The organism is Faecalibacterium gallinarum, assembly GCF_022180365.1.
Classification (GTDB): Bacteria; Bacillota; Clostridia; order Oscillospirales; family Ruminococcaceae; genus Faecalibacterium; species Faecalibacterium gallinarum.
Genome location: NZ_BQKV01000032.1, coordinates 36,270 through 55,022, shown reverse-complemented (window position 1 = coordinate 55,022; position 18,753 = coordinate 36,270). Strand labels below are relative to the sequence as shown.

At 58.8% G+C, this 18,753-nt stretch carries 19 protein-coding genes and 1 tRNA gene; 8 read left to right on the top strand and 12 right to left on the bottom strand.

Annotated features, from left to right (window positions below):
- Positions 1-82 precede the first annotated feature (82 nt).
- Genes JCM17207_RS05650 through JCM17207_RS05640 form a run of 3 tightly spaced genes read left to right on the top strand, consistent with a single transcriptional unit; the run spans position 83 to position 2,234 of the window.
- Positions 83-838, top strand: a complete 756-nt coding sequence (locus JCM17207_RS05650) for a GntR family transcriptional regulator (RefSeq protein ID WP_238316651.1) — start codon at positions 83-85, stop codon at positions 836-838.
- A gap of 15 nt (positions 839-853) precedes the next feature.
- Positions 854-1,795: an aspartate carbamoyltransferase gene (gene pyrB, locus JCM17207_RS05645; protein WP_238316650.1), complete on the top strand. Its 942-nt coding sequence runs from the start codon at positions 854-856 to the stop codon at positions 1,793-1,795.
- A gap of 1 nt (position 1,796) precedes the next feature.
- On the top strand, positions 1,797-2,234 hold the full coding sequence (locus tag JCM17207_RS05640) for an aspartate carbamoyltransferase regulatory subunit (protein WP_238316649.1): 438 nt from the start codon (positions 1,797-1,799) through the stop codon (positions 2,232-2,234).
- Between the two features lie 91 nt (positions 2,235-2,325).
- On the opposite strand, the gene JCM17207_RS05635 is transcribed toward JCM17207_RS05640, so the two are convergent.
- The 6 genes from JCM17207_RS05635 to JCM17207_RS05610 form a co-directional block, all read right to left on the bottom strand.
- Entirely contained in the window at positions 2,326-3,783 is a 1,458-nt protein-coding gene (locus JCM17207_RS05635) for an Ig-like domain-containing protein (protein WP_238316648.1), read from the bottom strand.
- A gap of 27 nt (positions 3,784-3,810) precedes the next feature.
- Complete coding sequence (locus tag JCM17207_RS05630) at positions 3,811-4,923, bottom strand: HlyD family secretion protein (RefSeq protein ID WP_238316647.1); 1,113 nt, start codon at positions 4,921-4,923, stop codon at positions 3,811-3,813.
- Position 4,924: 1 nt separating this feature from the next.
- Positions 4,925-5,380 carry a hypothetical protein gene (locus JCM17207_RS05625; RefSeq protein WP_238316646.1) on the bottom strand — a complete coding sequence of 152 codons (456 nt, stop codon included), beginning with the start codon at positions 5,378-5,380 and terminating at the stop codon, positions 4,925-4,927.
- Between the two features lie 320 nt (positions 5,381-5,700).
- Entirely contained in the window at positions 5,701-6,105 is a 405-nt protein-coding gene (locus JCM17207_RS05620) for a hypothetical protein (RefSeq protein ID WP_238316645.1), read from the bottom strand.
- 115 nt (positions 6,106-6,220) lie between these two features.
- On the bottom strand, positions 6,221-8,551 hold the full coding sequence (locus tag JCM17207_RS05615) for a peptidase domain-containing ABC transporter (protein ID WP_238316644.1): 2,331 nt from the start codon (positions 8,549-8,551) through the stop codon (positions 6,221-6,223).
- 480 nt (positions 8,552-9,031) lie between these two features.
- A tRNA-Asn gene (locus tag JCM17207_RS05610) sits at positions 9,032-9,108 on the bottom strand.
- Positions 9,109-9,302: 194 nt separating this feature from the next.
- On the opposite strand from JCM17207_RS05610, the gene JCM17207_RS05605 reads away from it, so the two are divergent.
- The 5 genes from JCM17207_RS05605 to JCM17207_RS05585 all read left to right on the top strand — a co-directional run bounded on the left by JCM17207_RS05605 (position 9,303) and on the right by JCM17207_RS05585 (position 12,588).
- Positions 9,303-10,169, top strand: a complete 867-nt coding sequence (locus JCM17207_RS05605; protein ID WP_238316643.1) for a sigma-E processing peptidase SpoIIGA — start codon at positions 9,303-9,305, stop codon at positions 10,167-10,169.
- Between the two features lie 25 nt (positions 10,170-10,194).
- Positions 10,195-10,899: a sigma-70 family RNA polymerase sigma factor gene (locus JCM17207_RS05600; protein WP_238316642.1), complete on the top strand. Its 705-nt coding sequence runs from the start codon at positions 10,195-10,197 to the stop codon at positions 10,897-10,899.
- 112 nt (positions 10,900-11,011) lie between these two features.
- Positions 11,012-11,782, top strand: coding sequence for an RNA polymerase sporulation sigma factor SigG (gene sigG / locus JCM17207_RS05595; protein WP_238316641.1), 771 nt, complete (start codon positions 11,012-11,014; stop codon positions 11,780-11,782).
- A 181-nt stretch (positions 11,783-11,963) separates the two neighbouring features.
- Positions 11,964-12,257 carry a DUF2089 family protein gene (locus tag JCM17207_RS05590; protein ID WP_238316640.1) on the top strand — a complete coding sequence of 98 codons (294 nt, stop codon included), beginning with the start codon at positions 11,964-11,966 and terminating at the stop codon, positions 12,255-12,257.
- The gene (locus tag JCM17207_RS05585) at positions 12,250-12,588 is read left to right on the top strand and encodes a hypothetical protein (RefSeq protein ID WP_238316639.1); all 339 of its coding nucleotides are present in this window, start codon (positions 12,250-12,252) and stop codon (positions 12,586-12,588) included. The genes JCM17207_RS05590 and JCM17207_RS05585 overlap by 8 nt, the downstream gene beginning before the upstream one ends.
- 84 nt (positions 12,589-12,672) lie before the next feature.
- On the opposite strand, the gene glmS is transcribed toward JCM17207_RS05585, so the two are convergent.
- The 6 genes from glmS to JCM17207_RS05555 form a co-directional block, all read right to left on the bottom strand.
- Positions 12,673-14,493 carry a glutamine--fructose-6-phosphate transaminase (isomerizing) gene (glmS, locus tag JCM17207_RS05580; protein ID WP_238316638.1) on the bottom strand — a complete coding sequence of 607 codons (1,821 nt, stop codon included), beginning with the start codon at positions 14,491-14,493 and terminating at the stop codon, positions 12,673-12,675.
- Positions 14,494-14,770: 277 nt separating this feature from the next.
- On the bottom strand, positions 14,771-15,325 hold the full coding sequence (locus JCM17207_RS05575) for a hypothetical protein (RefSeq protein ID WP_238316637.1): 555 nt from the start codon (positions 15,323-15,325) through the stop codon (positions 14,771-14,773).
- Entirely contained in the window at positions 15,322-16,194 is an 873-nt protein-coding gene (locus JCM17207_RS05570) for a DUF5685 family protein (protein WP_238316636.1), read from the bottom strand. The genes JCM17207_RS05575 and JCM17207_RS05570 overlap by 4 nt, the downstream gene beginning before the upstream one ends.
- A gap of 381 nt (positions 16,195-16,575) precedes the next feature.
- The gene (locus JCM17207_RS05565; protein ID WP_238316635.1) at positions 16,576-17,808 is read right to left on the bottom strand and encodes a THUMP domain-containing class I SAM-dependent RNA methyltransferase; all 1,233 of its coding nucleotides are present in this window, start codon (positions 17,806-17,808) and stop codon (positions 16,576-16,578) included.
- A 120-nt stretch (positions 17,809-17,928) separates the two neighbouring features.
- Entirely contained in the window at positions 17,929-18,405 is a 477-nt protein-coding gene (locus JCM17207_RS05560) for a S1 RNA-binding domain-containing protein (protein WP_373871928.1), read from the bottom strand.
- A 48-nt stretch (positions 18,406-18,453) separates the two neighbouring features.
- Positions 18,454-18,750 carry a septum formation initiator family protein gene (locus tag JCM17207_RS05555; protein ID WP_238316633.1) on the bottom strand — a complete coding sequence of 99 codons (297 nt, stop codon included), beginning with the start codon at positions 18,748-18,750 and terminating at the stop codon, positions 18,454-18,456.
- Between the last annotated feature and the right edge of the window lie 3 nt (positions 18,751-18,753).

Below are 18,753 nucleotides of genomic sequence, written 5' to 3'. Positions count from 1 at the left end.
TTATGCTATACTAGTCTAAACATGGGCACGCGGCCAAGGCAGCGGGCCCAGCTCACCCGGAGAGGGAAAGGAATTTGACTGCATGAAAGAAACCACTTTTGGAAACTCCAGCCGCCTGGGCGGCGTCGTGATCAGCGACCGGATCGTCGCCAACCTGCTGGACCAGCTGCGGAACGGCCGCTACGCCGACACCGATCATCTGCCCGCCGAGGTGGATCTGGCCGCCGAAATGGGGGTCAGCCGGACGGTGATCCGGGACGCTCTGAGCGAAATGGAGCGGGCCGGCTACATCGAACGGGTGCGGGGCATCGGCACCGTGGTCAACCGGGCTGTGCTCAACCTGCGCAGCCGGCTGGACCAGAAGCTGGAATACTACGACCTGATCCGCAGCTTTGGCAGCTACCCCCACGCAGACGGGATCCAGGTTTCCACCCTGCGCGCGGGGGAAGAGATGGCCGCCAGCCTGGAGATCCACCCCGGCGACGAGCTGATCTGCGTCAAAAAGCGGGTGCTGGCCGACACCGCTCCTGTGATCTACTCCATCAACTACCTGCCCCGGGCCCTCTTTGGCAGCCGGGACATTACCCGGCTGGACCTGACGGCCTCAGCCTTTGATATCCTGGAACAGGAGTGCCACCAGCAGGTATCCTCCAACGTGGCCCACCTGAAAGCCAGCTGCGGGGACGAAACCATCCGGGCTGCCATGCGCCTGGCCCCCGGCGAAGCCATGCTGTTGCTCGACGAGGTCTGCTACAACCGGCTGTGCAAACCGGTGATGCGCTCGCTGAGTTACTATACCAACTTTTTCGATTTTTCCATTCTTCGCAAATTGCTTTAATGGAGGTATTTTCGCATGCGTCATCTCATCGACCCATTGGATTTCAGCTCGGAGGAGATCTCCGCGCTGCTGGACCTGGCAGACCGGATCTGCGACGACCCGGCCGCCTACCAGGAGGTAGCCGTCCATAAAAAGCTCGCCACCCTCTTCTACGAGCCTTCCACCCGCACCCGCCTTTCCTTCGAGGCCGCCATGCTCAACCTGGGCGGCCATGTGCTGGGCTTCCCCAGCGAGAACGTCTCCAGCGCTTCCAAGGGTGAGAGCGTGGCTGATACCATCCGGGTGGTCTCCTGCTACGCCGATATCGTGGCCATGCGCCACCCCAAAGAGGGCGCCCCTCTGCGGGCCAGCCGGTATTCCCGCATCCCCGTGATCAACGCGGGCGACGGCGGCCACCAGCACCCCACCCAGACCCTCACCGACCTGATGACCATCCGCCGCCGGATGGGCCGGCTGGAAAACCTGACCATCGGTCTGTGCGGCGATTTGAAGTTCGGCCGCACCGTCCACTCCCTGATCAAGACCATGGCCCGCCGCCCCGGCATCCGGTTTGTGCTCATCAGCCCCGAGGAGCTGCGTGTGCCCGACTATATCATCAAGGACGTGCTGGAGGCCAACAACATCCCCTACGAGGAAACCCGCAGCCTGGAAGAAGCCATGCCCCAGCTGGATATCCTCTACATGACCCGGGTCCAGCGGGAGCGGTTCTTCAACGAGGAGGACTACGTCCGGCTGAAAAACAGCTATATCCTCACCCGGGACAAGATGGCCGATGCCAAGCCCACCATGGCGGTGCTCCATCCCCTGCCCCGGGTGAACGAGATCGCCCTGGACGTGGACGACGACCCCCGGGCGGCTTATTTTGAGCAGGTCCAGAACGGCGTCTACGTCCGTATGGCACTGATTATGACCCTGCTGGGCCTCAAGGACCCCAAAGCAGCAAAGGAGGGCAACTGATATGCTGAACATCGACGAGATTCAGAACGGCATCGTCATCGATCACATCCAGGCCGGCACTGCCATCGGTCTGATGGACCTGCTGGGCATCAAATCCAACCGGAAGGCCAGCGTGGCACTGATCCAGAACGCCCGCTCCTACAAGGCCCCCAGCGGCCGCAAGGACATCATCAAGGTGGAGGGGGATGCCTCCTGGCTGAACCTGGATGTGCTGGCCTATCTGGACCCCAACATCACTGTGACCATCATCCAGGACGGCAAGCCGGTGCGGAAAGAAAAGCCCCAGCCCCCCAAAAAGCTGGTGAACATTGTCCGCTGCCGCAATCCCCGGTGCATCTCCTCCATCGAGGAAGAGTGCGACCAGATCTTTGAGCTGAGCGCCAACGGTAAGTACCGCTGCATCTACTGCGAGCAGGAGCTGCAGGTCAAGCAGGACTAAGCCACCCATACAAATAAAAAAGCCCACGCCGGAAGATAACGCCCGGCGTGGGCTTTTTGATTGCTTTTAAGGGGATTTACTCCCGGGGCGATTACCAGAACCAATACCGCTTTTTGATGACGATGTAGACCACCACAATCGCCAGCAGGACCACCACCGCCGCGCCCAGGGCATACCAGCTGACCCCAATAAAGGTCAGGGTCTGGTTGGTGAGCAGGTAGCGGCCCGCCTCGTCGGTACGCAGAACGTCGTTCTCGTAGCTGTTCAGGTACTGCCACTTCTCGGTGGCTTCGTTGAAGAGGTACAGCCGGGCATACCCGCTGTTGCCGTCTTTCAGGGTGATTTCCAGGGTACCAGGCAGGGCCTGGCCGTTGTTGAGAACGAATTCCAGCCCCTTCTCCCCCTGGGTGAACACCAGGGCGGTGTCCACCGTGTTCCCGGTGTTCTGGATCTGGGCTCCATCCAGTTTCAGGGTATAACCGTCGCCCTCAATCACCAGAACCCTGCCGGTGCGGCGGAGCAGGTCCAGGATATCGGTATCAATCTGGGGCAGCTGGGCCTGGCTGAACACAACCTGAGCCTCGGTGCTGTCCGAAATCTGCTGATAGATGGGGTTGGTGCTGGTCTCAGGCTCATTGCCGTCCGGGGTCTGGCCAGAACCCTCGCCCTCCTCCGGGGTGGTGGAGGAAGCGTTCTGGTTGACAATCACCGTCACCATGCTGGAAGAAGAACCGTTGGACACCACAATAGAGGTGCTGCCGGTGCCCACGGCGGTAATCACACCGCCGCTGCTGACCTTGGCCACACTCTTGTCCTTGGAGGAAAAGCTCAGCCACTGGGGGGCCGAAGCGGGGGTGACGCTGCCCTTGATGGTAAAGGTCTGGCCCGGCTTGAGCACCACATAGTTGGTATTCAGATGGATGCCGTCGGTGGGGATCTTTACCGTCACGTCAATGGTACGGACCACGTCGCCGCACTGGGCGGTGATGGTGGCGGTGCCCTTGGAGACGCCTGTCACCTTGCCGAAGGCGTTGACCGTAGCCACCTGCTCATTGGAGGATGTAAAGGTCACCTGAGCAGTGGAAACCGCACTGGAGGGGCTGACCGCCACCGAAAGGCTAACCGTACTTCCCACGGCAATCTCGGTGGATTCCATGGAGAGATCCATGTCAGTAACGATGGTGGACGGGTCGGGGGTTACGGTGATGGTATAGTAGTTGCTCACACCATCGGCTGTAGCCACTACCCGGGTTGTGCCCTCGGCCAGCGCACCAATGACCCCGTTCTCCATAATGGTAATGATGGTGTTATCCTCGGAATAGAGGGTAACCTGGGGTTTGGAGGCATTTTCCGGCAGGGCATAAGGCCGCAGCTGCTGGGTGGTGCCCACCACCATGGTGGCCTCGTATTCGCCCAGCTCCACGCTCTCCACCTTCACCTTTTGGAACGGCCAGGTGATGTTGAGCGCAGCGGCAGGCAATGCGGCGGCCACCGTCAGCACGCCCAGCATAAAGCCGCAGAGCACCAGTTTTTTTAGGTTGAATTTCATCTTCATGATACCTCGTTCGGCAGAATATCAGCGCACCAGGACGCCCAGAGCATCCAGCACATACTCGAAATAAGTCACCTCGTCGTACTGGATACGCGCGGTCACGCTCATGCCGTTGGAGAGGTCCACCTTATCGCCGCTCTTGCTGACAAGGTAGGTGCTGTCCGGCTTGACCGTCACCTTATAATAGGCGGATTCACCGCTGGTGGTCACGTCGCTGTCGATGGAGGTTACCGTCCCGGTCAGGGTGCCATACGCGGTCTGGGACAGGCCGTTGATGGCGATGGTGCAGCTGTCGCCCTCGTTCAGCAGGGGGCGGTCGGTGAGAGAGGCATAGGCCACGATCTCATAGTCCGAGTTGACGCTGGACACTGTGCCCAGCACCGCACCGGAGGAGACGACCATCCCCTCCTTATAAGCCACATCCATGTGGATGATGCCGGAGGTAGGGGCATAGATGTAATAGTCGTTGGCGCCGGTGCTCAGAGCCTCGATCTGGGATTTGATGTTGTCGATGTTGCTCTGGAGGTTGGTCACCGACTGAGAGGCAGACTGCAGGGCGGAATAATACAGCTCTTCGATCTGGCTCTGGTTCTGCTCCATCAGTGCCTGGATCTGGGCGTCGGTGTAGCCGGCGGCCTGGTAGGCAGAGGAGTCAAAGGTTTTCTGAGCGACCTGGCTCTGGTAGTTCTGGTACTGGAAGTAGTAGGGCTGGTCGGCGGGGTCGGTCTCGCTGAAATAGTTGGTATTGTCCTGAATGGAGCGGATCAGTTTCTGGTACTGGGCCAGCTGAGTCTCATAGATGGCCAGCTGATCCTCCAGCTGGCTCTGCTGCAGGTCAATATCGGTGCTCTTGATGTGGGCGATCAGGTCGCCCTCCTCCACATAGCTGCCCTCCGAGACGGTCAGCTCGGTGATGGCGCCGGAATAAGAGGACATGATGTAGCTCTTGTTTTCAGCCTGCACGGTGCCGGTCACCTGGCTGACATAGACGCGGGGGGTGTTGACACTCCACACCACCAGGAAAACCAGCAGCGCCGCCACCACCAGGATCAAAGCGTAGCCATAGGGGGGCAGCTTTTTCTCCATCATGATCCGGCGGTCCTGCAGGTCATAAAGATTACGAATGGACGTGGTCATATTAGTTTTTCTCCATAAAAACATCTACCACCGCATCGTCATCGTCCTGATTGACGAAAATGGTGTAGCTGCTGTTTTTCAACTTAATATCATTCTCAAAGGCGAGAATGTTGAGCTTGTGGGTCGCCAGCTCAGATTTTGCCATGGGGCCGGTGTAGTGGGCGTAGAGGCAATCTTTCACCCGCAGGACGGCATCCATGTGGTACTGGGGGTCGATCTTGGTGATCAGCTGATTGGCCTGACGCATCAGGTAGATCTGGGCCTCGGGTTTGGGGCCGAGGGTCACCTGGACGTGCTGCACCAGGGGGCCGATGGGCAGAGCGTTCTGGCTCTTGATAAAGTTATCCATCTGCATAACGATGGTGCCGATGTTCTGCAGCTCCTCCGGCATAATCCGGCGGGAGAGAACGTTGGTGAGTTTCAGGGTTTTGGATTCGCTGACTTGGATCGGATTCATTGTTGTTCACCTTGTCTTTTCTTAAATTTTCCTCACAAGCCACACAAGCCGCACCCAGTGGCTCCCATTTTGATCGAAGCATAGAGCGAGGAATTTCAAATTTTGGCGCAGCCACCCGCTTTTTGTCCGCAGGCTCTGCTAAAAGAAGTATAGTAAATTTCGGGCCAAAAGGCAACAGGAAAAAATTTTTCTTTCCGATTTTATAATAAAAATAAGGTGTGCCAGGGGGCAGATGCCCCCTGGCACACCATACTGAGGCATTGTCATCTAAGCTCAAAGAGCCTAGACTAAATACGCTTCATATTCAGTTTTAGAACTGATTAGGCCTTGGGCAGAGTCTGAGCCTTGATAATGCCGTCGAACTTGGGTCCGATAACATCCATGCCCATGGTGTAGATGGCAGAAGCGGTGCCGACAATGTTCAGAGCCAGGTTGCCCAGAGCCTTGCCGAAGCCATCACCATTGAAGTCAACACGCAGGAAGCCGAGGTCATCAGCACCAACATACTGGTAGTCGCCAGTGAAGCCATTGCTAAAGACCATGCCCAGGCCCTTGACAACAACATTGTTGACAAAGTAGCTGCCAACCATGGAAATGGTGTTGACAACGATGTTCTGGACGTTCTTAGCGGTCATGACAGGGGCCAGGATGTCAGCGATACCACCGCCGACAACGTAGGTCATCTCGTTCTCTGCAACAACAGAGTAGTTTGCAGGCATCATCATAATGAATTACTCCCTTCAAATGATTGAATCGAATTTTTTAAGTGGTCGGCTTCCTTCCGGCTGCGCATCCATCCAAAAGCCATTTTATGTAATCGAGTGCGCACTCGATTGCACCTTAATAGGTAATTGCCTCGCCGTCGTCGTCTTCTTCGATCACGGGGGCAGCTGCGGGGGCGGCATGTTCCGGCTTGCGGCGGAAGATGCCCTGCTGCATGTTCCACAGGTCATAATACTTGCCCTGCTTCGCCATCAGCTCGTCATGGGTACCGCGCTCTACAATGTGGCCCTGCTCCATGACCAAAATCATGTCGCAGTCCCGCACCGTGGACAAGCGGTGGGCGACGATCAGCATCGAGCGGTCGGCCAGCTGGTTGTAGATCATATCAAAGATGATATTCTCTGTCGCAAAGTCGAGGTTGCTCGTGGATTCGTCCAAGATATAGAGGTTCGAGTCTTTCAGGAAGGCACGGGCCAGGGCAATCCGCTGTTTCTCACCGCCGGAGAGACCGTTGCCGGCTTCTTCCAGATAGGTATAGTATTGCAGCGGCAGTTTGCGGATGAACTCGTGCGCATCTGCCTTTTTGGCGGCTTCCTTGACTTCTTCCAGGGTTGCGTCCTGACGGGACACCCGGATGTTGTCAAAGATGCTCTTGCTGAAAAGCTCGATGTTCTGCGGAACGTAGGAGATCGCGCGGCGGACGGAATCGTTGCTGTATTCGTTCAGATTCACACCGCCCACATCGATTTCGCCTTCCTCCGGCTCATAATATTTGAGCAGAAGTTTGGTGATGGTGGATTTGCCCGAGCCGCTCGAGCCGACCAGCGCCACCTTTTTCCCCTGAGGGATGGTAAAGGAGACGTGGTCCAGCGCGGGGCTGCGGTTGCCGTAGCGGAAGGTGACATCTTTAAATTCGATGTCACCCTCGATCGTTTGCAGATCGATATGCTCCTGATCAGCAGTCTGCTCGGGCTCATAGTCCATGATCTCGGTCAGACGCTTCATGGAGATCGACGCTTCCTGGATCTGCATCTGCAGGTTAACCAGGTTGCTGATCGGGTTGGTAAAGTAGCTGGACAGGGTGCTGAATGCCATAAAGGAACCCAGGGTGATCTGTCCGTCCAACACCTGACTGATACCCACAAAAGTGGTCAGCATGGTGAAGCCAGTGGAAATAAAGGAGGTGATCAGGGACTGCGTCGTGGAGATTTTGCTGGAACGCAGGCTGATTTTCAAGCTCTTGATGTACTCCCGCTCGAGATTTTCCAGCTCGGTATCCTCGTTGGCGTTGCACTTGATGGTCTCGATGCCGCGGAGGCTCTCGATCATCTGGCTGTTGAGGACAGCCGCCTGCTGCATGGTCTCTTCGTTGATCTTCTTGTAGGGCTGCTTATACACCAGCACCAAGAGGATACTGACCAGAGTCATGAACAGGGAGATGGAAAACAGGGTGGCGTTCATCTTAAAGAGAATCACGCCGGTGATGAGAGCCATCGCGATATCCATAATCAGGCTCAGCGCGATGCTGGTGAAGATGGACTTGATGGTGCTCGCATCGGAGTAACGGGTGGTGATATCGCCGGTCTTGCGGGTGGCGAAGAACTTCATGGGCAGCTTGTAGATGTGCCCGAAGTAGCCAAGCATGAGGGGGATATCAATCTTAATGGACAGATGGATCAGAACCCACTGCCGCACGAAGGAAATCAAGGTAGAGGTGATGTTGACAACACTGAAAATCAAAATCAGAGCTACCAACAGATTCTTCAGCCCGTAGGGCAGGACCTCGTCCATCAATATCTTATTGAAGAGAGAGGACGCAATGCCCAGAACCGTCAGGATGCAAGAACTCAGGATTGCATAGGCGAAGAGCTTTTTCTGGGGCAGAAGAAGGTTGACGTACCGCTTGAAGATGCTACCCTGCTCCACTTTGCCGGGGGCAAAATCGGAGGTAGGGTTGAGCAGGAGAAGCACGCCGGTGAAGTTCTTGTAGAACTCGTCCAGGCTGATCTTCTTAAGCTCGGTAGCGGGGTCGCCGATGATGACATAATCTTTGGACTTAAGCTTTTTGGCTTTCTTGGGGTCCGCTTCTTGGTCAGCCTTTGCTTGTTTCAGCATATGGCTGCGGCGGGCTTCGTCGTCCGGGATGGTGGTCTTTTTGAAAACTACAACGAAATGTGCCAGGCCCTGATCGGTGATTACCTGTGCAATGCACGGGAGGGAAAAATCACTGAGGAAATTTTCCCGATCCACGCGAACCGCCGCGCAGGTGAAGCCCAGTTCGTTGGCAGCCTTTTGGAGGCCAACCAGGTTGGTACCCTTGAGGTCGGTACCCATCATATCGCGCAGCCGCGTGATGGTGATTTCCTTTTTGTAGTGCAGGCACACCATTGCGAGACAGGCAGCCGCGCAATCGGTGGTATCGTGCTGCCGTACATAAGTATAACGCATAGATGGTTCCTTTACAAGATATTTCGGACAACGGGGAATAAACTCTGGAACATGATTTATTCAGATTTTATTCAAACCATGGACATATTTTATCACATTGTGAGCGGTTCCTCAAGAGGAAGATTCCGCCATTTCATCAAAAAATGATAAAAAAGTCCTATGTCTGAGGCGAAGTAAAAGGTTCAGCGCCAGAAAGCAGCGCAAGCCCCCTGCTTTGCCCTGCCCCGTTAAAGAAACAGGACAAAGCAGGGGTCAGCTGCTATCAAAAAGAAGGGAGCGCCTACCCTTTGACCGAGATGCTGGAGCTCTGTGACGTCTTGTAATATACAAGCCGCCCTTCGGCTCAACGCTAGTTTACCACAATGTGACGGTTTCTTCAAGAGGACATTTTTTAATTTGCACGATAAATCTACTTTTTTGCAACCGACACACCGGGAAACCATATGAAAAAACAGTGAACCGTAAGGGTCCACTGCTTAATGGCGCCTCTTGCCTGACTCGAACAGGCGACACCCTGATTAACAGTCAGGTGCTCTAACCGACTGAGCTAAAGAGGCATGCTCCGCGCAGCCGTCCGGCTGCGTTACGCCCTGCATTATACCGCACGGTGCTGGCTTTTGCAAGGGGTTTTGGAAAAAAAGCGAAAAAAACCGGGAGGAACAGAACTAACCCTGTTCCGACAAGTTTTGAGAGCCGGGACGGTTTATAACGGGAGAAAGTAACCCAAGGCAAGGAGCGGGCGTCTGTACATATGAAAACCGTGATCTACCTCGATGAGCTGGTTCTGGTGAATTTCGTGATTGCGGCGGCCTTTCTCTTGGGAGCGGGGCTGCTGGCAGGGCAGCGGTGCAGCGGGCCCCGGCTGGCCGCGGGGGCCGGGGCGGCGGGCTTGAGCGCCCTTCTGCTGCTGGCGCCCGAGCTGCCCTTTGGGTTGGCTCTGGGGGTCAAGGCGGCCTCCGGTGGGGCCTGTGTGGCTCTGGCCTACGGCTGGCCGGGGCGGCGGAGTTTTTTCCATCTGGCGGGATGGTACCTGGTTTTGAACCTGGCCCTCACCGGGGGCGTGCTGGCCCTGCCGGGAGGCGGAGCTCAGACGGGCAACTTAGTGGTCTATCTGGACATCACCCCCGGGCGGCTTTTGTTGTGTGTGGCGGGGGTATACCTGGCATTGCGGGGGATTCTCTTCTGTTTTGGGCGGCCGGGGGCGGGGTGTGTCCCGGCGGTGCTGGAGCTGGGAGGTGTCTCTCTCCCGGTGCGGGCTTTCTACGACACCGGCTTTTCGGTGGAAGACCCGCTCTCGGGGCGGCCGGTGGTGTTAGTGCGGTACGAGGCGGTGCGCACGGCTCTTCCCCCCGCACTGCGGGAGGGGCTGGACGCCCAGCTGCTGGCTGGGGGCTGCCCGCCCCCGCCCGACCCGGCCCTCCGGCTTCGGTTTCTGCCCTGCCGGACCATCGCCGGGGCAAAGCTTCTGCCCGCCCTGCCGGCCAAGCGGTTGACCCGCCAGAGCAAGGGCCGCACTTACCGGCAGGAAAATCTGCTGGCGGCCTTCTGCGCCGGGAGCAATGAGGAGGGTTGGAGCCTTTTGCTGGGGGCCGAAACAGCGGGGGCCCTGGGATTATAGGCTGCTGAGATAAGGGGGAATTTTCATGCTGAATCAAATCTGGAACACGCTGAAACTGCTTTTGGCCCGGCTGGGGCGGCGGGGCACGGTACATTATATTGCGGGCACCCCCAGTCTGCCCCCGCCCCTGACCGCCGAGCAGGAGAAGCTGCTTTTGGACCGGATGGGCGCCGGGGACCGCACTGCCCGGGACGACCTGATCACCCACAATCTGCGGCTGGTGGTCTACCTCTCCAAAAAGTTCGAGACCAGCGGGGTCCCCTCGGAGGACATCATCTCCATCGGCACCATCGGGCTGATCAAGGCGGTGAACACCTTCACCCCCGAGCGGAAGATCAAGCTGGCCACCTACGCCAGCCGGTGCATCGGGAACGAGATTCTGATGTACCTGCGCAAGACCTCCAACCGGCGGCAGGAGGCCAGCATTGACGAACCCCTGAATGTAGACAGCGACGGCAATGAATTGCTGCTCTCGGATGTGCTGGGCAGCGACGAAAACCAGGTGGGGCTGCGACTGGAACAGGACGCCGAGCGGTCCACCCTCCGCCAGTCGGTGAATCGGCTCTCCCCCCGGGAACGGCAAATTATGGAACTGCGGTTCGGGCTGGTGGACGGAGTGGAGCGCACCCAAAAAGAGGTGGCCGACGCCATCGGCATCAGCCAAAGTTATATCTCCCGGCTGGAAAAGCGGATCATCCGTGACCTGCGCCGCCAGCTGGAAACCGAGTAAAGTCCCCCTCCCCTGCCCCGGCAGGATGGATTTGGCAAACGCGGCTCATGAATGACCGCCCGACGGCGCGGCCATACTCCCGGTATCTTAAAAGGAACCGGGGGATCACAGGATGTACAACAAGGTCGAGCTGTGCGGCATCAATACCGCCGAGCTGCCCATTTTGACCGAAGAAGAAAAACGCGGGCTGCTGACCCGGGCCCGGGCCGGCGACGCCGACGCCCGCCGCCAGATGATCGAGGGCAACCTGCGTCTGGTGCTAAGCGTGGTGCAAAAGTTCGCCCAGCGGGACGAGAATCTGGACGACCTGTTCCAGGTGGGATGCATCGGGCTGATCAAAGCCATCGACAACTTCGACCCCGCCCTGGACGTGCGGTTTTCCACTTACGGGGTGCCCATGATCGTGGGAGAGATCCGGCGTTTTCTGCGGGACAACAACACCCTGCGGGTGAGCCGCTCTTTGCGGGACACCGCCTACCGCGCCATGCAGGCCCGGGAACAGCTGGAAAAGCAGCTGGGCCGGGAGCCCACCGTGGCCGAGATCAGCGAGGCGGTGGGCCTGCCCCGCCGGGATGTGACCGCGGCCCTGGAATCGGTGGTGGAACCCATCAGCCTGGAAGAGCCCATCTATTCCAGCGGCGGCGACACCATGTATGTAATGGACCAGGTGCGGGATACCGACGGGGAGGACAGCTGGATCAGCGGCCTGCAGTTCCGCCAGACGGTGGAGGGGCTCACCCCCCGGGAAAAGCGGATCATGCAGCTGCGGTATTTCCTGGGCAAAACCCAGATGGAAGTTGCCCAGGAAATCGGCATCAGCCAGGCCCAGGTCAGCCGGCTGGAAAAATGCGCCCTGGAACAGTTCCGCGCCGGGCGGGAGTGAGCACCCTTTGCAGAGAGTCGGACAGCCGGCGGAGAGATTTTTCTCTTTCCGGCTGTTTCTTTTCCCCTCAAAATAAACAAAGTTAATGTTTACTTCAATATTATTTATATGTTATACTGAATTTGCAGAAACATCACATTATCGTATAAAACCTTATTGATACAGAGTGGAGGTGGTCCTTATGGAAAAACTCCCCCTCTGGCTGACTGAACTGGAAGACGCAGACATCGCCTTTATCAAGCAGTTTCTTTTGGCCTCCGGGTCCCTCAAACAGGTGGCGAAGGTCTACCAGATCTCCTACCCCACCGTCCGGGCCCGTCTGGACCAACTGATCGAAAAAATTATGGCATCGGAAAACAAGACCGATGAACGTTACATTAACCTGATCCGCCGGTTGGCCATCGAGGAAAAAATCGACTTCGACGCCGCCAATCTTTTAATACACGCCTATCGAAAGGAGAAAGAAGATGGCTGAGTATCGCTCGATCCTTGTCTTTCTGCTGGCTGCGGGGCTTGGTCTGCTCTTCCGCCTCTTTCTCGGGGCGTGTGTCAGCGGACGGGCTGCTGGAACACGGCGGGGGCGGCGGCTCCTGCTGGCGTGGGGGTTCGGGCTGCTGGCTCTGACCCAAGCCCTGCTGCTCTATCTTTTCCTGGGCTGGGCCGGTCTCGGCAGCGCCTTTTGGTTGTCCCTGATCGCCGTAGCGCTGGCGGATTTGATTGCTCTTTTCGCCGGCCTGCTGGCAGAAGCCGCCCGCGCCCGCCGCCATCTGACCGAACAGCAGAAGATTGGCCTTTACAATTTGTAAATTTCCGTCGAAATAGTACAGAAAAACTCCGCGTCTCCCCTGCTTTTTGGGCAGGAAAGGCGCGGAGCCTTGTTTTTATATCAGTTATTCCACCGTCACGCTCTTGGCCAGGTTGCGGGGTTTATCCACGTCGCAGCCCCGGAGCACCGCCATATAATAGGCAAAAAGCTGAAGAGGGACGATCAGCTGCAAGGGCATGAAGATGTCCTCGTATTCATCCAGCCGGACAATGTAATCGGCGATTCCCTCGGGGACCACCGTGTCTTTGGTGGTGAAGAGGATCACCTTGGCCCCCCGGCTCTTGGTCTCCTTGGCATTGGAGAGGGTTTTCTCATATACCGACTTCTGGGTGGCCAGGGCGATCACCGGCACCCCGTCGGTCACCAGGCTGATGGTGCCGTGTTTCAGCTCCCCGGCGGCATAGGCGTCCGAGTGGACGTAGCTGATCTCTTTCAGCTTGAGGCTGCCCTCCAGAGAGAGGGAGTAGTCGAACCCCCGCCCGATGAAGAAACAGCTCTGGGTGTTCATGAACAGGCTGGCCAGGTACTTAATGTACTCACAGTCGGCCAGGCGGGGCTTGATGATCTCGGCGGCGTCCTGGAGCCGGGCGGTGTACCGGCGGGTTTCGGCCTCGGTCAGGCGGCCCCGGGCATAGGCCAGACGGAGGGCGAAGAGATAGAGCACGCACATCTGAACCATATAGGCCTTGGTGGAGGCCACCGCAATCTCGGGGCCCGCGTAGGTGTACATCACATAATCCGCCGCCCGGGCGATGGAGCTGCCCACCACGTTGACGATGGCCAGCACCGGCACCCCCCGGCTCTTGGCCAGCTTGAGGGCTGCCAGAGTGTCGCTGGTCTCCCCCGACTGGCTGATGATGATGACCAGATCCTCCGGGCTGAGGATGGGATCCCGGTAGCGGAACTCGCTGGCGATGTCCACTTCTGCCGGGACCCGGGCCAGGGCCTCGATGGCCGCCTTGCCTACCATCCCGGCGTGCATGGCGGTGCCGCAGGCCACCAGATGAACCCGGCCAATCTTCCGCAGCGCCTCGTCGGTGAGCTCGGGCACCCGGAGCACCGGCATCCCGTCCTCCACCCGGGGGCTGACGGTAGCGGTGATGGCGGCGGGCTGCTCGTTGATCTCCTTAAGCATAAAATGGGGGTAGCCGCCCTTTTCGGCGGCCTCGATGTCCCAGTCCGCCGTCAGGACGGCCCGCTGGACCGGCTCGCCGAATTCATTGTAGAAAGAAAGGCCCTCCGCCTTGCAGACGACGATGTCCCCTTCTTCCAGGACACTGTATTTCTGGGTGTATTTCAGCAGGGCGGGGATATCCGAGGCCACAAAGTTCTCCCCCTCCCCATAGCCCACGATGAGGGGGCTCTCCCGCCGGACGGCGAAGATGGTGTCCGGGTGATCGCGGAAGAGGACGGCCAGGGCATAGCTGCCCCGCACCTTGGCCAGAGCTTCCATCAGGGCTTTCAACGGGTCGCCCTGGTAGCAGCTGTCGATCAGCTTGACCAGGACCTCGGTGTCGGTCTCGCTCTCAAAGGTATAGCCCCGGGCGGAGAGCATCTCCTTCAGGGAGCCATAATTCTCGATGATGCCGTTGTGAACAATGCTCACCTCGGGGGTGGAGTGGGGATGACTGTTCACATCGCTGGGCTCCCCGTGGGTGGCCCACCGGGTATGCCCGATGCCGCAGCTGCTGGGGGCCAGCTGGGCCTGGCGCAGCTTTTCCTCCAGGGCCGTCAGGCGGCCTTTGCTCTTAACCACCCGGATACCGCCCTCCAGCGCCAGGGCGACGCCGGCCGAGTCATAGCCCCGATATTCCAGTTTGGTCAGACCATCCAGCAGCACATCCTGGGCCGAACGTTTGCCCACATAACCTACAATGCCACACATACAAAACACCTCCATGCCGGCAGCCGTCCGGGTCCCCCGGTCCGCCGCTCAGCTTCTCTAAAGTATATTCTTTTGCATGGCTTGCTTTGAAGGGTTCTGTTGCGGTATTGCTGCCGTTTTTTGTCCCTCGCTTGCGGCTGAGCCCTCAGCCGGAAAAACATCCGCCGAATCTTTCGATCATTTTTCTCCTCGTCACCCTCACAGCTGTCACCTGCGTGGCCCGGCGCTTTTTTGTCAACCAAAAGTTCCACATTCCCCCTTTCCCTGTTTTCGTATCTTAATGGCGGCCCAGCATCCGGTGGAGCCGGGGCTGCCAGAGAAGCCGATAGGCCCGCATCAAGTTGACCAGGGCCTTATCGTAGAGCAGAAACGCCACGTTCCCGATGGCCAGAGTAATGCCGGAAAGAACCAGCGCCCCCCACATGGCCTCAGGGGACATCTCCGCCGCAGGGAAGAGCACCAGCAAAAAGCCGTACATCACCAAAACGGCCCCGTTGCAGAGCAGCAGTTTGCACACCCCCCGGAAAAACGCCGGGCGGACCCGGTCGAACCAGGGCTTGACCAGGGGGTAATACCCCAGCAGCACGGCAAAAATCAGTGGGACCTCCTTATCCGGCACAAACAAAAGCCCCAGCAGGCTCACCGCACCATAGGCGGTGACCGCCAGCCGGGTGCCGCACTCCACCTGGAGCACCGCAATCAGGATCCCGGCGGCCGCCGGAGCAATAAACATTGCAATGGGGATCACCGCCCCCAGCAGCATCAGCGCCACCGAAAGGGCGGCCGATACCCCGCAGAAAGCGATCTCCCAGCTCTGTTGGTTCTTTTTCATGGCAGCTCCCAGCGTGCGCCCGTCCATTCGCCGCCGTATTCCAGCGGGTCCACGGCGTTGCGCAGCCCTAAAATCATGATATTCCCCAAAAGGGAACGGTTCAGTTTGATATCCATCATGGAATAAACCCGGGCCAGATCGTTCACCGCGTCGATGGCCTGACGGTGAGCGTTGGCGTCTGCCTCCTCCCGGCTGAGGCCGTTTTCGATAAAGACGTTGTACCGGCCATAGCGTTTGTCCACAAGATACCCCTCGGCCTTATCCAGCAGATAAAAGGCCCGGCCGATGCAGCAGCCGATGTACCGCATATTTTTGCGGGCGGTGGCGTCGTCCGGCGCCAGGCTGGAATAAAGCGCACCAAACACGTTGCTCATGGGCTCGGCGGCCAGAGCATAGTCCTTGCTGTGCAGCTCCATCTGGGCCTCGATCTGGGCTTTCTCCTGCCGGAACAGCCGTTCCAGCGCCGGGACCTCCCGGACAGCCTTGCAGTAAGCCCGGTGGAGCAGCAGCCGGTGGACCGCCCACCGCAGTTTCTGGTAAAAGCGGAGGTCCTGCCACTTGCACTCCTGCAAGCGGTGCCAGCTCATGAGAATTTCCATCCGGGCGGCCAGCCAGATCCCTTTGGTCTGGCACATCAGAGGAGCGCGGATCAAAGTGCCCGGCAGCCGCTCCACCCGGCAGGTGGCGGGCCGCCCAGCCAGGCTGTCCGCCAAAATGGCATACACCACCCCATGGTGATGGAGCATCCAGCAGGAAAACAGTCCATATTCCTTATACAGCTGACGGCGCACCCCGCGGGTATACCGCTGGTAGATGTTGTAATCCCGTATGGTCAGCTCTGGAAGGTAGGGCCTCAGTCTCCCCCTCATGGCAGCGCATCCTCCTCGTTCGGTTTGCACAAAACAAGATCCCGGCGGTCGGCCGCACCAACCGCCTTTTGGGAACCAGATAAAGTTAGTATAATCGATTTTGGTATGGGTTGCAACTCCCCAAAATCCAACGGCCGGGCATTTCCCTTTTGGGGCCGGTGTATTTTCGCGCAGATTCCAGTTTTTTAATCTGTACTTCGTTGTTTTTCTGAAATTGTGTAATTTTCAGTTTGGTCCTTTTCCCCGGGGATCTGGCGCCTTTTTACCCGGTAACTCCCCCGCCCCGCGTTTATGCACAAACCGGGGCAGACATTTCCGGTTTTCTGCACAAAAAAGAGGCTGTGCCGCCTCTCAAAAAGCGGACACAGCCTCATTCATGGATTATTTTTCGTCGGTGCGGAGAGGCCGGCGGCCGGTGGGGTAGCTCCGCTTGCCGTCAAAGCCGGTCTTGGGCAGGGGTTTTGCCGCGGCGGCGGGCTTTTGCTCCCGGTTGGGGACATTGTAATACATATACAGCTGGCAGGGAATCATGCCGTTGTACATCTTGCGGCGCTTGTTGGCCCGTTTGCCGTAGTGGCTCTCGAACTCAAGATCGGCGGTGATGGCGTAGAGCCCCTGGCAGGGGTGGGCCTCCATCTGCCGCCCCAGGGTCCGGGCCAGCCGGGCCGCCCCCTCGATGGTGCCCATCCGCTCGCCGTAGGGGGGGTTGGTCAGCACAATGGCCTCGGGCCGGGCTTCGAACTGGGCCACGTCGGCTACCTCGAACCGGCAGCGCTTGTCCACCCCGGCCAGCTTGGCGTTGGCGTTGGCCAGAGCCACCGCCGCGGGGTCGATGTCATAGCCGATCCCCTCGAACCCGGCGTCCAGCCGGGTCTGGGCTAGGGCCAGCTGCCGCTGCTCGGCCCAGACCGAGGCGGGCACAAAGCTGTACCGCTCGGCGGCGAACCGGCGCTTGAGCCCCGGGGCAATGTTCAGGGCCTTCTGGGCCGCCTCGATGATGAGGGTGCCGCTGCCACAGAAGGGGTCCTCCACCAGGCTGTCCCGGCGCACCCGGCCCAGGTCGGCGATGGTGGCGGCCAGGGTCTCCCGGATGGGGGCCTCCATGGCGTTCCGGCGGTAGCCCCGCTTATAGAGGCCCTCGCCGGTAGTATCCAGCATAATCTCGCAGAGGTTTTTCCGCAGCATGAACCGCACCCGGTACTCCACGCCGCTCTCGGGCAGCACCGAGGTGTGATACCCCTGCATCATCCGCTTGACAATGGCTTTTTTGATGATGCTCTGGCAGGCGGGCACGCTGGTCAGCTGGCTGTCCAGGGAGGAGCCCGTCACCGGGATCGCTGCATCCGCGGGGAGCAGCTCCTCCCAGTGGATATTGTACACCCCATCAAAGAGCTCGTCGAAGGTGGAGGCGGGGTAGCTGGCCAGGAGGACCATCACCCGCTCCACCGTCCGCAGGTTGAGGTTGGCGGCGGCGATCATCTCGGCCCCGCCCCGGAAGGTCAGCCGCCCATCCGTCACCCGGATCTCCTCGGCGCCGATCCGGCGCAGCTCAAAGCTGGCGGTGGACTCGCAGCCAAAAAAGCAGGGGGCAATCAGTTCGTATTGTGCAGACATGAAAAATCCTTTCTTTTTACAGTGCAGGCCCCGGGGCTGTGCCGCCCCCGGACCAAAAAACAGGCCCGCCCCGCTGGGGGCAGGCCCGGTATCTTCCGCTTTTTTGCGGGGACCGCCCCATCAGCGACCGCCGCGCCGCCCACGGGGGGCGTAACCGCCGCCGCGGCGGTTGTTGGTCTCGTGGTTCAGATCCGCCATCTTCTCCTCGCTCTGGCTCTTGAAGCGGCTCATCATATCCTCAAAGCTCAGATTCTCGCTCTTGGCGGGAGCTTTGGGCTGCCAGACGTGGGGCGCCGCAGCGCGGGCCGGGCGTTTGCCGCCAGCGGGGCCGCCCCGGCGCTCCTCTTTCTGAGGGCGAGGAGGCGGAGCCAGCAGCCGCTTGATGGACAGGCCGATCTTGCCGTCCTGGGCCACATTGATGACCTTGACCTTCACCTGCTGGCCCTCGTGGAGAACCGCCGTGATGTCCTGAACAAATTCGTTGGACACCTCGGAGATGTGAACCATGCCGACCTGACCCTCGGGCAGGGCGACGAAAGCGCCAAAGGGTTTTACCCCCGTGACCTTGCCTTCAAAAATATTACCAACCTCAATCACCAAAATACAATACCCCTGTTCTTTCTTCCAAAAACCGCTGCGGAGCGCTCAGTTGCCCGAAATATCCGCAAAAATCCGCTCGTTCGGCGCCGCATAGCCGTACGAGTCCCGCGCGACCCATTCGGTGACCTCGTCGGGGTCGCCGCTGAGGATCCGCTGCATTTCCTCATTTTCTGCCTGCTGCTGGGCGATCTGTTCGTTCAGTTCGTCCAGCTCAGCCTGCTTGGAGCTGATGGTCACCTGGTTTGAGATGTAGGCCCCCAGCATGCTGAGCAGCACCAGCAGAAAAAAGATCCGGGCAAAGACGCGCCAGACCGCTCTGCGTTTTTTATGGCTCCGACTCATCTT

Excerpts from the sequence above, each read along its gene's own strand:
- JCM17207_RS05650 (WP_238316651.1), top strand. The coding sequence starts at position 83 with ATGAAAGAAACCACTTTTGGAAACTCCAGCCGCCTGGGCGGCGTCGTG.
- pyrB (WP_238316650.1), top strand. The coding sequence starts at position 854 with ATGCGTCATCTCATCGACCCATTGGATTTCAGCTCGGAGGAGATCTCC.
- JCM17207_RS05640 (WP_238316649.1), top strand. The coding sequence starts at position 1,797 with ATGCTGAACATCGACGAGATTCAGAACGGCATCGTCATCGATCACATC.
- JCM17207_RS05635 (WP_238316648.1), bottom strand. The coding sequence starts at position 3,783 with ATGAAATTCAACCTAAAAAAACTGGTGCTCTGCGGCTTTATGCTGGGC.
- JCM17207_RS05630 (WP_238316647.1), bottom strand. The coding sequence starts at position 4,923 with ATGACCACGTCCATTCGTAATCTTTATGACCTGCAGGACCGCCGGATC.
- JCM17207_RS05625 (WP_238316646.1), bottom strand. The coding sequence starts at position 5,380 with ATGAATCCGATCCAAGTCAGCGAATCCAAAACCCTGAAACTCACCAAC.
- JCM17207_RS05620 (WP_238316645.1), bottom strand. The coding sequence starts at position 6,105 with ATGATGATGCCTGCAAACTACTCTGTTGTTGCAGAGAACGAGATGACC.
- JCM17207_RS05615 (WP_238316644.1), bottom strand. The coding sequence starts at position 8,551 with ATGCGTTATACTTATGTACGGCAGCACGATACCACCGATTGCGCGGCT.
- JCM17207_RS05605 (WP_238316643.1), top strand. The coding sequence starts at position 9,303 with ATGAAAACCGTGATCTACCTCGATGAGCTGGTTCTGGTGAATTTCGTG.
- JCM17207_RS05600 (WP_238316642.1), top strand. The coding sequence starts at position 10,195 with ATGCTGAATCAAATCTGGAACACGCTGAAACTGCTTTTGGCCCGGCTG.
- sigG (WP_238316641.1), top strand. The coding sequence starts at position 11,012 with ATGTACAACAAGGTCGAGCTGTGCGGCATCAATACCGCCGAGCTGCCC.
- JCM17207_RS05590 (WP_238316640.1), top strand. The coding sequence starts at position 11,964 with ATGGAAAAACTCCCCCTCTGGCTGACTGAACTGGAAGACGCAGACATC.
- JCM17207_RS05585 (WP_238316639.1), top strand. The coding sequence starts at position 12,250 with ATGGCTGAGTATCGCTCGATCCTTGTCTTTCTGCTGGCTGCGGGGCTT.
- glmS (WP_238316638.1), bottom strand. The coding sequence starts at position 14,493 with ATGTGTGGCATTGTAGGTTATGTGGGCAAACGTTCGGCCCAGGATGTG.
- JCM17207_RS05575 (WP_238316637.1), bottom strand. The coding sequence starts at position 15,325 with ATGAAAAAGAACCAACAGAGCTGGGAGATCGCTTTCTGCGGGGTATCG.
- JCM17207_RS05570 (WP_238316636.1), bottom strand. The coding sequence starts at position 16,194 with ATGAGGGGGAGACTGAGGCCCTACCTTCCAGAGCTGACCATACGGGAT.
- JCM17207_RS05565 (WP_238316635.1), bottom strand. The coding sequence starts at position 17,808 with ATGTCTGCACAATACGAACTGATTGCCCCCTGCTTTTTTGGCTGCGAG.
- JCM17207_RS05555 (WP_238316633.1), bottom strand. The coding sequence starts at position 18,750 with ATGAGTCGGAGCCATAAAAAACGCAGAGCGGTCTGGCGCGTCTTTGCC.